A 12,801-nucleotide genomic window follows, 5' to 3' on the forward strand; every position below is an offset into this window, starting at 1 on the left:
TGATGCCTGCCCGGCCAGGCGCGATTGAACGCCAACGCCGGGCGGCACGCCCGGCGCGTCAGCGAACGTTCAGGCGTCGTCGCCCGGCGTCGCACCGCCCTTCGCCGGCGGCGCATCGCGGAAACGCACGTCGGCCGCGAGATCCTCCGCCTCCGCCGCACGATGCGCGTCCGAGTGTTCGGACAGATAGTCGTAGATCGCGTAACACAGCGCTTCGCAGCCCTGGCCCGTCAGCGCCGAGATCTCGAACACGGGGCCGTCCCAGCCGAAGCGGTCGAGGAAATCCGCGACGCGCGCCTCGCGCTCGTCTTCCGGCACCATGTCCAGCTTGTTGAGCACGAGCCAGCGCGGCTTCTCGTAGAGGGCCTCGTCGTACTTGCGCAGCTCGCCGACGATGGCCTTCGCTTCCGCGACCGGATCGACGCTTTCGTCGAACGGCGCGAGATCGACCAGATGCAGCAGCACGCCGGTACGCTGCAGGTGACGCAGGAATTGATGCCCGAGGCCCGCGCCTTCGGCCGCCCCCTCGATCAGCCCCGGGATATCGGCGATCACGAAGCTCTTGCTCGGGCCGACACGCACCACGCCGAGATTCGGCGCGAGCGTCGTGAACGGGTAATCGGCGATCTTCGGCTTCGCGTTCGACACCGACGAGATGAAGGTCGACTTGCCCGCGTTCGGCATGCCGAGCAGGCCGACGTCGGCGAGCACTTTCAGCTCGAGCTTCAGCATGCGCCGCTCGCCCGGCTTGCCGTCCGTCTTCTGGCGCGGCGCGCGGTTCGTACTCGACTTGAAATGCAGGTTGCCGAGGCCGCCGGCGCCGCCCTGCGCGAGCATCACCTGCTGGCCGTGCTCGGTCAGATCGGCGATCAGCTCGCCCGTATCCATGTCGCTGATGATCGTGCCGACCGGCATGCGCAGCGTGACATCGTCGCCGCCCTTGCCGTAGCAATCCGAGCCGCGACCGTTCTCGCCGTTGCGCGCGAGGTGCTTCTTCGCGTAACGGTAGTCGATCAGCGTGTTGATGTTGCGGTCGGCGATCGCGTAAACGCTGCCGCCCCGGCCACCGTCGCCACCGTCCGGCCCGCCGAACGGGACGAATTTCTCACGGCGCATCGACGCGCTGCCATCGCCTCCGTCGCCGGCGATGACTTCGATTCGTGCTTCGTCAATGAACTTCATTCGTCACTCCGCCCAGTATTTCCGCTATTGTGCCGCGCGCCGGCGCGCTTGAACAATCTGCCGTTCGGCCGATCGCACGCCGGTTGCGCGAGGGTCGCCGGCACGCACATGCGCCCGGCGACCCAATAAAAAAGGCCCCGCGAAGACTGCGGGGCCTTTCGGCTACGAAGCCCGTGGGTGCCTGACTTAGGCAGCCGCCGGGACGACGATGACCAGATGCTTCTTGTCCGCGCCCTTCGTCGCGAACTTGACGTGACCGTCGACCAGCGCGAACAGGGTGTGATCCTTGCCCATGCCGACGTTATCGCCAGCGTGCATGCGCGTACCGCGCTGACGCACGATGATGCCGCCGGCATTGATCGCCTGGCCGCCGTACACTTTCACGCCGAGACGTTTCGACTCGGAGTCGCGGCCGTTCCGGGAAGAGCCGCCTGCCTTTTTGTGTGCCATCTGATTGCTCCTTTACCGAGGCGCTTACGCGTTGATCGCGTCGATGCGCAGCTCGGTGTAGTTCTGGCGGTGGCCGCCGTGCTTTTGGTAGTGCTTCCGGCGACGCATCTTGAAGATGGTGACCTTGGCATGACGACCGTGCGACACAACGGTGGCCTTGACGGAAGCCCCACTGACCAGCGGCGCACCGAACTTAATCGATTCGCCTTCGCCCACTGCGAGAACCTGGTCGAGCGTGATTTCAGCGTCAATGTCAGCCGGTATCTGTTCTACTTTGAGTTTTTCGCCAACGGCAACCTTGTACTGCTTGCCGCCGGTTTTTATGACCGCGTACATTGAGAACCTCACTCTGGATCCAATTTTTTCCGCACACCACGCGCGGAAAACACGTGATTATACATGGGGTTAGCACCCAAGTCAAAGCCGATCGACGATTGCCGCGCGCGGGCCTCGGCCGGACGGCCAAAATCGCGCTGCCGGTACGTCTGACAGACCGGCATATCGCGGATTCGACTTATAATCCGCGGCATCACCCAATTCCATCATCATGTCGTCGTCCACCGCCTCCCCCACCCTCAGCGCCGCCCACCTGCTCGCCCCGCTCACCAGCGACATGGAGCAGGTGAATCGCGTTATCCGGCAAAGCCTCGCGTCCGACGTGCTGCTGATCAACCAGATCGCCGAGTACATCATCGGCGCGGGCGGCAAGCGGCTGCGTCCGGCGCTGCTGCTGCTCGTCGCCGGCGCGCTCGGCGAAACGTCGCACCAGCGGCACGTGCTGGCCGCCGTCGTCGAGTTCATCCACACGGCCACGCTGCTGCACGACGACGTCGTCGACGAATCCGAACTGCGCCGCGGCCGCCAGACCGCCAATGCGCTGTTCGGCAACGCGGCGAGCGTGCTGGTGGGCGATTACCTCTACTCGCGCTCGTTCGAGATGATGGTCGGCGTCGGCAAGATGCGCGTGATGGAGATCCTGTCCGAAGCGACGACGATCATTTCGGAAGGCGAGGTGCTGCAACTCCTCAACATGCACGACGCGGACGTCGACGAAGCGCGCTACATGCAGGTGATCCGCTACAAGACGGCGAAGCTGTTCGAGGCGTCGGCCCGTCTGGGCGCCGTGCTCGCGGGCGCCGATGCGCCGACCGAGGCCGCCGCGGCCGAATACGGCCGCCGGATCGGCACCGCGTTCCAGATCATGGACGACTGGCTCGACTATGCAGGCACCGCCGAGGCGATGGGCAAGAATGCCGGCGACGATCTCCGCGAAGGCAAGCCGACGCTGCCGCTCATCTACCTGATCGAGCGCGGCACGCCCGAACAGTCGGCGCTCGCACGCGAGGCGATCGAACAGGGCGGCACCGATCGCTTCGACACGATTTTCGAAGCGATCACGCGCTCGGGCGCACTCGATCACACGCTCGAATGCGCGCGCCAGGAAGCGCAGGCGGCCGCAGCGGCGATTGCCGCGTTCCCCGATTCGATCTACAAGGAAAGCCTGCTCGGGTTGTGCTCATACTCGACGTCGCGGCAATCGTAAGCACGCCGCGAACGGGGAGCGAGGCCTTGTCCCGAAAAATTTCTTCATCCAAGTATTCCCTTTTAGAAAAAACATCGTTATAGTTACGTTCTTGCTTGAGACGACGCAGCGATCTTCATGAAGACGGCGAAGTCCGAAGAGCAAAAATCGGGGTGTAGCTTAGCCTGGTAGAGCGCTACGTTCGGGACGTAGAGGCCGGAGGTTCGAATCCTCTCACCCCGACCAGATTTAAAAAAACCGTGCACCGTGTGCACGGTTTTTTTTCGTCCGGCGGCCGCGGCCCCCATGTCGCGCGCGACACATCGCGGTCGCCGGCCTCTGCTATATTTCCCCCATCCCTGTCCTTCACTGCCCTTTCCAACGCGTGGACCAAATTCCCTTATGGGCGCAAATCGGCGCCGTCTTCCTGCTTCTCCTCTGTTCCAGCTTCTTTTCCATTTCCGAGACCGCGATGATGGCGCTCAATCGCCATCGGCTGAAGCATCTCGCCGGCCAGGGCGTACTCGGCGCGAAAACCACGCAGGGGCTGCTCACGCGCACTGACTTGCTGCTCAGCGTGATCCTGATCGGCAACAACCTGTTCAACACGATCATCCCGGTCCTCACGACCTCGCTCGCGCTCCATACGTTCGGCCGCAACAACCTCGCGCTGTCGATCGCGACCGGCGTCGTCGCATTCCTGATCATCGTGTTCGCGGAAATCGCGCCGAAGATCGTCGGCGCGACGTTCCCCGAACGCATCGCGCTGCCCGCGAGCCTCGTGATCGCCCCGCTGATGCGCGTGTTCAAGCCCGTCGTCTGGTTCGTCAATGCGCTCGCGAACGGCGTGCTGTGGGCGCTGCGCATCAACACGAAGAAGGGCCGCGACCAGCGGATGTCGGCCGACGAGCTGCGCGCCATCGTGCTCGAATCGAGCAGTTTCATGCCGACCAAGCACCGCAGCATCCTGCTCAACCTGTTCGACCTCGAGAACATCACGGTCGACGACGTGATGGTGCCGCGCCGCCAGATCGAGTCGCTCAACTTCTACGCGCCGCTCGACGACATCCTGCATCAGCTCGAAACCTGCTATCACAACCGCCTGGTCGTCTACGAAGGCGACATCGACAAGGTGCTCGGGGTGCTGCACGTGCGCAAGACGCTCACCGCGCTGCACAACCAGGATTTCGACCGCGAGACGCTGCGCGCGCTGCTCGCCGAACCGTACTACGTGCCGTCGGGCACGCCGGTGGTCCAGCAGCTCCAGTTCTTCCAGGAAACCCGACAGCGCACCGCGCTCGTCGTCAACGAGTACGGCGAACTCGAGGGGCTCGTCACGCCCGAGGACATCATCGAGGAACTGATCGGCGAATTCACGACGTCGATGCCGCGCAGCGAACGCGCGGGCGGCTGGGACGAGAACGGCGAATGCATCGTCTCGGCCAGCATGCCGCTGCGCGAACTGAACCGCTGGCTGCACCTGAAACTGCCGACCGACGGGCCGAAGACGCTGAACGGACTGGTACTCGAGATCCTCGAGGAAATTCCGGAAGACGACGTGTGCGTGAAAATCGGCGACGTGATGCTCGAAGTGATGCGCAGCGACGATCAGGCCGTACGCACCGTCAAGCTGTTCAAGCCGCGCGGCACACGTACCGGACGCGCCGCCGCGCGCTAGCCGAACGGCCGACTGCCGGCGCCGCCCGCGACGCGCGATCATCTGCGCATCACGGTCAACAGGCGGCCAGCGTGCCGGCTCACATGCAATTCCCTTCCTCCGGGGCGCCGCTGCACACGCAGTCGTCGCCCGCGCATTCCGGCGCACCGCCCGCCGCCGCGCCCCCTGCACTCGATGCGGCCCAGCTCGACGATGCCCCCGCCGTACGCCTGCTGACGGACACGCTGCATGCGGCGCGCGTGCGCGACGCATCGGATATCCACGTCGAGCCGTTCGAAGCCGGCTGGCGCATCCGTCTGCGCGTCGACGGCGTGCTGCATGAACTGGCGCGACCGCCGCTGCACCTGCGCGATGCGCTCGTCACGCGGATCAAGGTGCTCTCGCGCATGGACATCGCCGAGCGGCGGCTTCCTCAGGACGGCCGGCTGCGCATCGCGATCGACGGCGGCACGCGCGGCGACTACCGCGTCAGCTCGCTGCCCACGCTGTTCGGCGAAAAGCTCGTGCTGCGGCGGCTCGAAACGCTGCCGCCCGATCTCACGCTTGCCAACCTCGGCTTCGACGCGCGGCAGGCGGCCGCGATGGAGGCCGCGATCCGCGCGCCGCATGGCCTCGTGCTCGTCACGGGCCCGACCGGCAGCGGCAAGACGCTGTCGCTCTACTGCGCGCTGCAGATGCTCGATCGCGACGCGCACAACGTCTGCACGGTCGAGGATCCCGCCGAGATCCAGCTCGACGGGATCAATCAGGTCGGGGTCGCCGACAAGGCGGGGCTCACGTTCGCGACGGCGCTGCGCGCGCTGTTGCGGCAGGATCCGGACGTCATCATGGTCGGCGAGATTCGCGATGCGGAGACGGCCGATGTCGCGATCAAGGCCGCGCAGACCGGCCATCTCGTGCTGTCGACGCTGCATACGAACGATGCGCCGGCCGCTGTCGCGCGGCTGCTCGACATCGGCGTCGCGCCGTACAACCTCGCCGCCGCGCTGCATCTCGTCACCGCGCAGCGTCTCGTCCGGCGCCTGTGCGTCGCCTGCCGCGTGCGTTCGGACGCGTCGGCGCGCGCGCTGCGGGAATCCGGGTGCGACCCGGCGGCGCTGGCAGCCGGATGGCGGCCGTTCGTCGCGCGCGGCTGTTCCGCCTGTCACGGGATCGGCTATCGCGGCCGCATCGGCCTGCACCAGACGATGCCGGTATCGCCCCGGCTGGCCGAGCGCATCGTCGCGCGGGCGAGCGTCGGCGAACTCGCGCAATGCGTGGCGACCGAGGGCGTGCGCACCCTGCGCGACGCGGCACTCGCGCGCGTCATGGACGGCACGACGAGCATCGCGGAAGCCGTCGCCGCCACACCCGCGGCGTGAACATGCGCACGCCGCCGCGCGAAACCCGCTTTGCATGGCGCGGCCGCCATCGCGACGGCTCGCCGCGCCGCGGAATCGTCATCGCCTTTGACGCCGCGGCCGCGCGCGCCACGCTCGCGCGCGACGGCGTCGCGGTACTGTCGCTCGACGTCCGCGGGCCGGCCCGTCCGCCTGCGGCGGCCGCGCGCGACATCACGCGCTTCACGCGCCAGCTCGCGAGCCTGCTGCAAGCCGGCCTGCCGCTTGCGCCGTCGCTCGAGATGCTCGCGCGCACCCGCACGCGCGACGGCGTGCCGCGCATCGCCGCGGGGCTCGCGCGCGAAATCGTCGGCGGCCGGCGCTTCGCCGATGCGCTCGCACGCTATCCATCGCAGTTCGGCCCGCTGTATCGCCAGTTGATCGAAGTCGGTGAAGCGTCCGGTTCGCTCGGCATCGTGCTGACGCGGCTCGCGGAACACCGCGAGCGCGCCGATGCGCAATGGCGCAAGCTGCGCGCGGCGCTCACGTATCCGGCCGCCGTCATCCTGTTCGCGCTCGCGATCTCGGCAGCATTGATGGTGTGGGTCGTGCCGACCTTCCGTCAGATCTTCGACGGTTTCGGCGCCGCCCTGCCCGCACCGACCCGCGCACTGCTCGCGCTGTCCTCCGCGCTGTCGGCCTGGGGCGGTGTGCTTCTGGCCGGCGCGGCCGCCACGGGGCTCGCCGCGCAGCACGCGCTTCGACGCTCGGCCGCGCTGCGTCATGCGCTCGCGCGACACCTGCTGCGCGCCCCGCTCGCGGGCAGCGCACTGGAGCGGTTCGCGGCCGCACGCTGGTGCCGCTCGCTGGCGACGCTGCTCGGCGCCGGCGTGCCGCTCGCCGATGCATTCGCCACGCTCGAGCGCACGGCCGGCCATCCGGTGTTCGCGCACGCCACCGCGCACATCGCCGCACGCGTGTTGCGCGGCGTGCGTCTGGCCGACGCGATGCATTCGGCCGGCTGCTTTCCGGACGACGTCGTGCAACCGATCGCCGTCGCCGAGGAATCCGGTGCGCTCGATACGATGCTGGCCGACATCGCCGCGTCGTGCGAACGCCAGCTCGACGCGCGCCTCGATGCGCTCGCGGCGCTCGGCGAACCGTTGATCGTGATCGTCCTGGGCGCCCTCGTCGGCGGCCTCGTGATCGCGATGTACCTGCCGATCCTTCAACTCGGCAACGTGGTGTAGCATCGCAACCGATTCTGTCGCCTTTTTGTCCGAACCTCGAGCCTCATGACGCCAGCGCCCCTGTCCGCCGTTTCCGATTCGCCCGAGCGCGCGCTGCTCGCGCTGGCGTTGCTGCCGCCCGCGCTGCAGTATGCGTTCGCGGTCGTCATCGGCCTTTGCATCGGCAGCTTCCTGAACGTGGTCGTGCACCGGTTGCCCGTGATGATGCAGCGCGCGTGGCAGGCGGAGATCGCCGAAGCGACGGGCGCCGCGAGCGCCCCGCCCGACGACGGTTATCCGCCGCGCTACGATCTGTGGCGCCCGCGCAGCGCCTGCCCGCACTGCGGCCACGTATTGCGCGCGTGGGAAAACATCCCGCTCGTCAGCTACCTGATGCTGCGCGGGCGCTGCCGGCGCTGCGGCCATGCGATCGGCGTCCGCTATGTGCTCGTCGAACTCGCGTGCGCGCTGCTCGCTGCCGCCTCGCTCGCGGCGTTCGGCCCGACCGTCGCCGCGCTTGCCGCGTTCGCGCTGTGCGCGGCGCTGCTCGCGATGAGCGCGATCGATATCCGGACCGGCTACCTGCCCGACTCGATGACGCTGCCGCTGCTGTGGGCCGGGCTCGTCATGAACCTCGGCGGCACCTTCACGTCGCTGCGCTCGGCCGTGATCGGCGCGATGGCCGGCTACCTGTTCCTGTGGTCGATCTACTGGCTGTTCAAATGGCTGCGCGGCATCGAGGGCATCGGTTTCGGCGACCTGAAGCTGCTTGCCGCGCTCGGCGCGTGGATGGGCTGGGCCGCACTGCCGCAGGTCGTGCTGTTCGCAGCGGTGACCGGTGCGATCGTCGGGCTCGTCGCGACCTGGCGCGGCCGCATGCGCTTCGAGGAGCCGATTCCGTTCGGCCCGTTCCTCGCGGCCGGCGGCGTCGCCACGTTGTTTTTCGGCACCCCTTTCTATGCGGCGCTCGGAGGCTGACATGTTTTCCGTAGGACTCACGGGCGGTATCGGCAGCGGCAAGACGACCGTCGCCGACCTGTTCGGCGCCCGTGGCGCATCGCTCGTCGATACCGACCTGATTGCCCATCGCATCACCGCACCGGGCGGCCTCGCGATGCCGGCGATCGAGCAAGCTTTCGGTCGCGACTTCGTGGCCGCCGACGGCTCGCTCGATCGCGCGAAGATGCGCACGCTGATCTTCAGCGACGATGACGCGCGCCGGCGCCTCGAAGCGATCACGCATCCGCTGATCCGCGCGGAAACCGATCGCGAGGCGCACGAAGCACAGGGCCCGTACGTGATGTTCGTCGTGCCGCTGCTCGTCGAATCGGGCACCTGGAAGGCGCGCAGCGATCGCGTGCTCGTCGTCGACTGCCCGGTCGAAACGCAAATTGCGCGCGTGATGCGGCGCAACGGTTTCACGCGCGAACAAGTCGAAGCGATCATCGCGCGACAGGCGACGCGCGAAGCCCGCCTCGCGGCGGCCGACGACGTGATCGTCAACGACGCGGTCACGCCCGCCGCGCTCGCCGCGCAGGTCGATGCACTGCATCAACGTTATGTCGGATTCGCGGCCGCCGCGCACTGAGGGCCGCGCGCGATCGTGATGGTGTACGAAATTGGTGCGTTGCTAGGGTAGAGAGGGGGCATTAGAATGTCCTTCATTGTTTCAATCCCTACCGACGAGGCGAGCGCGCTTGATTCTTTACGAGTATCCGTTCAACGAGCGAATTCGCACGCTGTTGCGTCTCGAAGATCTGTTCGAGCGCTTCGCGTTCTTTTTGGCTCAGGAGGACCCGCGTGAACACCACGTCGCGTTGACGACGCTGTTCGAAATCGCCGAGGTAACGGGCCGCGCGGACCTGAAATCGGATCTGATGAAGGAGCTCGAACGTCAACGCCAGACGCTCGCCCCCTTTCGCGGCAATCCGGGCATCGAGCAGAACGCGCTCGAGGCCGTGCTCGGCGAAATCGAGCAGACGCTCGCGAATCTCGCGCAGATGCAGGGCAAGACCGGCCAGCACCTCGTCGACAACGAGTGGCTCGCCAGCATCCGCAGCCGCGCGGTGATTCCGGGCGGGACGTGCAAGTTCGACCTGCCGTCGTACTACGCGTGGCAGCAATGGCCCGCCGAGCAGCGGCGCCAGGATATCGCGAAGTGGATCCTGCCGATGCTGCCGTTGCGCGATGCCGCAGCGATCGTGCTGCGGCTCGCGCGCGAATCGGGTCAGGCGTCGAAGGTCATGGCGATGCAGGGCAGCTACCAGCAGATGCTGTCCGGCCGCACCTACCAGTTGATGCAGGTCCGGGTGCCGCCGGAGCTGCGCGTGATTCCCGAAGCGAGCGCCAACAAATACATGTTGTGGGTGCGGTTCACCATGCAGGACGGCGATGTGCGGCCGCGCGCGGTGGACATCGACGTGCCGTTCCATCTGACACTGTGCAATCTGTAACGGCCGCGTGCCGGATCGATGCTTTCGTATGACTACCGTCGTGAAATGTCCGTCGTGCGGCGCCGAAGTGCGCTGGACGCCTGAAAATCAGTTCCGCCCGTTCTGTTCGGCCCGCTGCAAGCAGCTCGACCTCGGCGCATGGGCCGCGGAAAAGTACCGGATCGGGGGCGCCGCCGACGAGGGCCCGTCGTCGGAAGAGGACGGCGCCGACGGCCGTCGCGACAGCTGACCGGCACGACGCCGGCCGCCGGCGATATGGCCCGCCTTTCCGGCAGGCCGCGTCGGCGTCAACGCGACGCCGCTTCCTTCTCGAGCAGTTCCAGCACCGGCAGCGCCGCCGGCAGCAGCGGCGCGACTTCGACCGGCAGTTGCTGCCACACGAACGCCTGCCCTTCCTTGCTGTGCGGCTCGCCCGTCCAGCCCGTCACCTTGCAGAAATAGAGCCGCACGTACGCGTGCGGATAATCGTGCTCGAGCGTGTGCCAGCGGTGGCTGGCCGTGACTTCGATGCCGAGTTCCTCATGCAGCTCGCGCGCAAGCGCGTCCTCGACGCTTTCGCCGGCCTCCAGCTTGCCGCCCGGAAACTCCCAGTAACCTTCATACGGCTTGCCCTGCAGGCGTTGCGCGAGCAGATAACGGCAGCGGCCGACCGGGCCGTCCGGCTGCACCATCACGCCGACCGCGACTTCCGTCACCTTGCGGCCGTCCGGCGCCCGCACGGCGCCCTGTGCCAGGTCCGCGCTCATGCCTGCTCCTTGCGGCCCGACCAGTCGCGCGCGAACTGCCATGCGACTCGGCCCGAGCGCGAACCGCGCTCCAGCGCCCATACCAGCGCGTCACCGCGCGCCGTCTCGATCTCCGCATCGGGGCAGCCGAAGTGACGCAGCCAGTGCGCGACGATGTCGAGGTAGTCGTCCTGCTTGAACGGATAGAAGCTGACCCACAGACCGAAGCGCTCCGACAGCGAGATCTTCTCCTCGACGACTTCGCCGGGGTGAATCTCGCCGTCCGGCAGATGCTTGTACGACTCGTTGTCGCTCATGTACTCGGGCAGCAGATGGCGGCGGTTCGACGTCGCGTAGATCAGCACGTTGTCCGACTGCGCGGCGATCGACCCGTCGAGCGCGACCTTCAGCGCCTTGTAGCCCGATTCGCCGTCCTCGAACGACAGGTCGTCGCAGAACACGATGAACCGCTCCGGACGCTGCGAAATCAGGTCGACGATGTCGCCGAGATCGTGCAGGTCATCCTTGTCGACTTCGATCAGGCGCAGCCCGTCGTTCGCGTACGCGTTCAGGCACGCCTTGATCAGCGACGACTTGCCGGTACCGCGTGCGCCGGTCAGCAGCACGTTGTTGGCCGGCTTGCGCTGCACGAACTGCCGCGTGTTCTGGTCGATCAGCGCTTTCTGGCGATCGATGTTGTGCAGATCGTCGAGCGTGATCGACGACACGGCCGGCACCGGCTGCAGGTAACCGCGCCCCTGGCGCTTGCGCCAGCGGAACGCGTGGGCCGCGTTCCAGTCGATGGCCGCCGGTGCGGGCGGCAGCATCCCTTCGAGACGGCCGAGCAGCGCTTCCGCGCGCGTCAGAAACTGTTCAAGCTTGTCCATGTCGTTGAGCGCTCCCGATCAGGAGCGGTAATCCGCGTTGATGCTCACGTAATCGTGCGACAGGTCGCACGTCCAGACGGTGGCCTGTGCGTCGCCACGACCGAGCAGCACGCGGATCGTGATCTCGCTCTGCTTCATCACGCGCTGGCCGTCCTCTTCCTGGTAGGCCGGGTTGCGGCCGCCCGCCTTCGCGACGAGCACGTCGTCGAGGTAGAGATCGATCTTGCCGACGTCGAGATCCGCGACGCCCGCATAGCCGATCGCCGCGAGAATCCGACCGAGGTTGGGGTCGGATGCATAGAAGGCCGTCTTCACGAGCGGCGAATGGCCGATCGCGTACGCGATCTGGCGGCATTCGGCGACGCTCTTGCCGCCTTCGACCTGCACCGTCATGAATTTCGTCGCGCCTTCGCCGTCGCGCACGATCAGTTGCGACAGCACCTGTGCAACTTCCGTCACCGCGTCGCGCAGCGCCGCATAGGCGGGCGAATCGGTCGACGTGATCGCGGGCAGCGTGCTCTTGCCCGACGCGATCAGGATGAACGAGTCGTTCGTCGACGTGTCGCCGTCGATCGTGATGCAGTTGAACGAGCGGTCGGCCACTTCCTTCACGAGCGTGTCGAGCACCGGCTGCGCGACGTTCGCATCGAACGCGAGGAAGCCGAGCATCGTCGCCATGTTCGGCTTGATCATGCCCGCGCCCTTGCTGATGCCCGTCAGCGTGACCGTGTGGCCGTCGATCGCCACCTGGCGCGACGTCGCCTTCGGCAGCGTGTCGGTCGTCATGATCGCCTGCGCGGCGTCGAACCAGTTCGCGGCCTTGCGGTTCGCGAGCGCGGCCGGCAGGCCGGCCTTCAGGCGGTCGATCGGCAGCGGCTCGAGGATCACGCCGGTCGAGAACGGCAGCACCTGCGCCGGCTCGATGCCCGCGAGACGCGCGAGTTCCGTGCAGGTCTCGCGTGCGTTCACGAGGCCCGGCTCGCCGGTGCCCGCGTTCGCATTGCCCGTATTCACGACCAGCGCGCGGATGCCCGCGCCGCCGGCCCGTACTTTCGCCAGATGCTCGCGGCAGACGGTGACCGGCGCCGCGCAGAAACGGTTTTCGGTGAACACGCCCGCGACCGTCGCGCCTTCGTCGACGGAGATGACCAGCACGTCCTTGCGATTCGGCTTGCGGATGTTCGCTTCCGCCCAGCCGAGCGTGACGCCGGCGACGGGATGCAGTTGGGCGGGATCGATCGACGGAAAATTGACAGCCATGGGGCACACCTGCCGGATGGAAAATGCCGGCACATGCCGGCATCGATTGGAAGAACCGGCGGCCGCACGCGCGGGCCGCCGCAACTCACATCACTG

Annotated in this window: 14 protein-coding genes and 1 tRNA gene; 9 read left to right on the forward strand and 6 right to left on the reverse strand. The window is 67.1% G+C overall.

Annotation, left to right across the window (positions count from 1 at the left end):
* Positions 1-69: 69 nt before the first annotated feature.
* The 3 genes from cgtA to rplU all read right to left on the reverse strand — a co-directional run bounded on the left by cgtA (position 70) and on the right by rplU (position 1,968).
* Positions 70-1,182 (reverse strand): Obg family GTPase CgtA, encoded by a 1,113-nt coding sequence (cgtA, locus tag WT53_RS08465; protein ID WP_060259160.1) that lies wholly within the window; start codon positions 1,180-1,182, stop codon positions 70-72.
* A 186-nt stretch (positions 1,183-1,368) separates the two neighbouring features.
* Positions 1,369-1,632, reverse strand: coding sequence for a 50S ribosomal protein L27 (gene rpmA, locus WT53_RS08470; RefSeq protein WP_034206341.1), 264 nt, complete (start codon positions 1,630-1,632; stop codon positions 1,369-1,371).
* Between the two features lie 24 nt (positions 1,633-1,656).
* Positions 1,657-1,968, reverse strand: coding sequence for a 50S ribosomal protein L21 (rplU, locus tag WT53_RS08475; protein WP_027783472.1), 312 nt, complete (start codon positions 1,966-1,968; stop codon positions 1,657-1,659).
* A 211-nt stretch (positions 1,969-2,179) separates the two neighbouring features.
* Between rplU and WT53_RS08485 the strand changes: the two genes are divergently transcribed.
* From WT53_RS08485 to WT53_RS08525, 9 genes are all read left to right on the forward strand, one after another.
* Positions 2,180-3,175, forward strand: coding sequence for a polyprenyl synthetase family protein (locus WT53_RS08485; protein ID WP_059824566.1), 996 nt, complete (start codon positions 2,180-2,182; stop codon positions 3,173-3,175).
* Positions 3,176-3,323: 148 nt separating this feature from the next.
* Positions 3,324-3,400: transfer RNA gene (locus tag WT53_RS08490), tRNA-Pro, on the forward strand.
* A 139-nt stretch (positions 3,401-3,539) separates the two neighbouring features.
* Positions 3,540-4,832, forward strand: a complete 1,293-nt coding sequence (locus WT53_RS08495) for an HlyC/CorC family transporter (protein ID WP_052100232.1) — start codon at positions 3,540-3,542, stop codon at positions 4,830-4,832.
* Between the two features lie 83 nt (positions 4,833-4,915).
* Positions 4,916-6,193 carry a GspE/PulE family protein gene (locus tag WT53_RS08500; protein WP_060259162.1) on the forward strand — a complete coding sequence of 426 codons (1,278 nt, stop codon included), beginning with the start codon at positions 4,916-4,918 and terminating at the stop codon, positions 6,191-6,193.
* A 2-nt stretch (positions 6,194-6,195) separates the two neighbouring features.
* Positions 6,196-7,401 (forward strand): type II secretion system F family protein, encoded by a 1,206-nt coding sequence (locus WT53_RS08505; RefSeq protein ID WP_060259164.1) that lies wholly within the window; start codon positions 6,196-6,198, stop codon positions 7,399-7,401.
* 45 nt (positions 7,402-7,446) lie between these two features.
* Positions 7,447-8,358, forward strand: coding sequence for an A24 family peptidase (locus WT53_RS08510; RefSeq protein ID WP_034206336.1), 912 nt, complete (start codon positions 7,447-7,449; stop codon positions 8,356-8,358).
* Between the two features lies 1 nt (position 8,359).
* A complete protein-coding gene (gene coaE, locus WT53_RS08515; RefSeq protein ID WP_059779110.1) occupies positions 8,360-8,968 on the forward strand; it encodes a dephospho-CoA kinase in 609 nt (202 codons plus the stop codon).
* A 109-nt stretch (positions 8,969-9,077) separates the two neighbouring features.
* Positions 9,078-9,833 carry a cell division protein ZapD gene (gene zapD / locus WT53_RS08520; RefSeq protein WP_027783465.1) on the forward strand — a complete coding sequence of 252 codons (756 nt, stop codon included), beginning with the start codon at positions 9,078-9,080 and terminating at the stop codon, positions 9,831-9,833.
* 28 nt (positions 9,834-9,861) lie between these two features.
* Positions 9,862-10,062 carry a DNA gyrase inhibitor YacG gene (locus WT53_RS08525; protein ID WP_034206334.1) on the forward strand — a complete coding sequence of 67 codons (201 nt, stop codon included), beginning with the start codon at positions 9,862-9,864 and terminating at the stop codon, positions 10,060-10,062.
* A 58-nt stretch (positions 10,063-10,120) separates the two neighbouring features.
* Here WT53_RS08525 and WT53_RS08530 read toward each other — a convergent pair whose 3' ends face one another.
* The 3 genes from WT53_RS08530 to argJ are packed head-to-tail and all read right to left on the reverse strand — an operon-like array spanning position 10,121 to position 12,705.
* Positions 10,121-10,579: an NUDIX domain-containing protein gene (locus tag WT53_RS08530; protein ID WP_034206333.1), complete on the reverse strand. Its 459-nt coding sequence runs from the start codon at positions 10,577-10,579 to the stop codon at positions 10,121-10,123.
* A complete protein-coding gene (locus WT53_RS08535) occupies positions 10,576-11,445 on the reverse strand; it encodes an ATP-binding protein (protein ID WP_034206332.1) in 870 nt (289 codons plus the stop codon). Before WT53_RS08535 ends, WT53_RS08530 begins: the two co-directional genes overlap by 4 nt.
* Positions 11,446-11,463: 18 nt before the next feature.
* A complete protein-coding gene (gene argJ / locus WT53_RS08540) occupies positions 11,464-12,705 on the reverse strand; it encodes a bifunctional glutamate N-acetyltransferase/amino-acid acetyltransferase ArgJ (protein ID WP_059779104.1) in 1,242 nt (413 codons plus the stop codon).
* Positions 12,706-12,801 lie beyond the last annotated feature (96 nt).

Origin of the sequence: Burkholderia sp. MSMB2157WGS, from assembly GCF_001532755.1 — a bacterium.
GTDB lineage: Bacteria > Pseudomonadota > Gammaproteobacteria > Burkholderiales > Burkholderiaceae > Burkholderia.

Bases quoted from the DNA above. Each gene is read 5' to 3' on its own strand.
- cgtA (WP_060259160.1), bottom strand. From the start codon at position 1,182: ATGAAGTTCATTGACGAAGCACGAATCGAAGTCATCGCCGGCGACGGA.
- argJ (WP_059779104.1), bottom strand. From the start codon at position 12,705: ATGGCTGTCAATTTTCCGTCGATCGATCCCGCCCAACTGCATCCCGTC.
- WT53_RS08500 (WP_060259162.1), top strand. From the start codon at position 4,916: ATGCAATTCCCTTCCTCCGGGGCGCCGCTGCACACGCAGTCGTCGCCC.
- rpmA (WP_034206341.1), bottom strand. From the start codon at position 1,632: ATGGCACACAAAAAGGCAGGCGGCTCTTCCCGGAACGGCCGCGACTCC.
- WT53_RS08485 (WP_059824566.1), top strand. From the start codon at position 2,180: ATGTCGTCGTCCACCGCCTCCCCCACCCTCAGCGCCGCCCACCTGCTC.
- WT53_RS08510 (WP_034206336.1), top strand. From the start codon at position 7,447: ATGACGCCAGCGCCCCTGTCCGCCGTTTCCGATTCGCCCGAGCGCGCG.
- WT53_RS08525 (WP_034206334.1), top strand. From the start codon at position 9,862: ATGACTACCGTCGTGAAATGTCCGTCGTGCGGCGCCGAAGTGCGCTGG.
- rplU (WP_027783472.1), bottom strand. From the start codon at position 1,968: ATGTACGCGGTCATAAAAACCGGCGGCAAGCAGTACAAGGTTGCCGTT.
- WT53_RS08505 (WP_060259164.1), top strand. From the start codon at position 6,196: ATGCGCACGCCGCCGCGCGAAACCCGCTTTGCATGGCGCGGCCGCCAT.
- WT53_RS08535 (WP_034206332.1), bottom strand. From the start codon at position 11,445: ATGGACAAGCTTGAACAGTTTCTGACGCGCGCGGAAGCGCTGCTCGGC.
- coaE (WP_059779110.1), top strand. From the start codon at position 8,360: ATGTTTTCCGTAGGACTCACGGGCGGTATCGGCAGCGGCAAGACGACC.
- WT53_RS08530 (WP_034206333.1), bottom strand. From the start codon at position 10,579: ATGAGCGCGGACCTGGCACAGGGCGCCGTGCGGGCGCCGGACGGCCGC.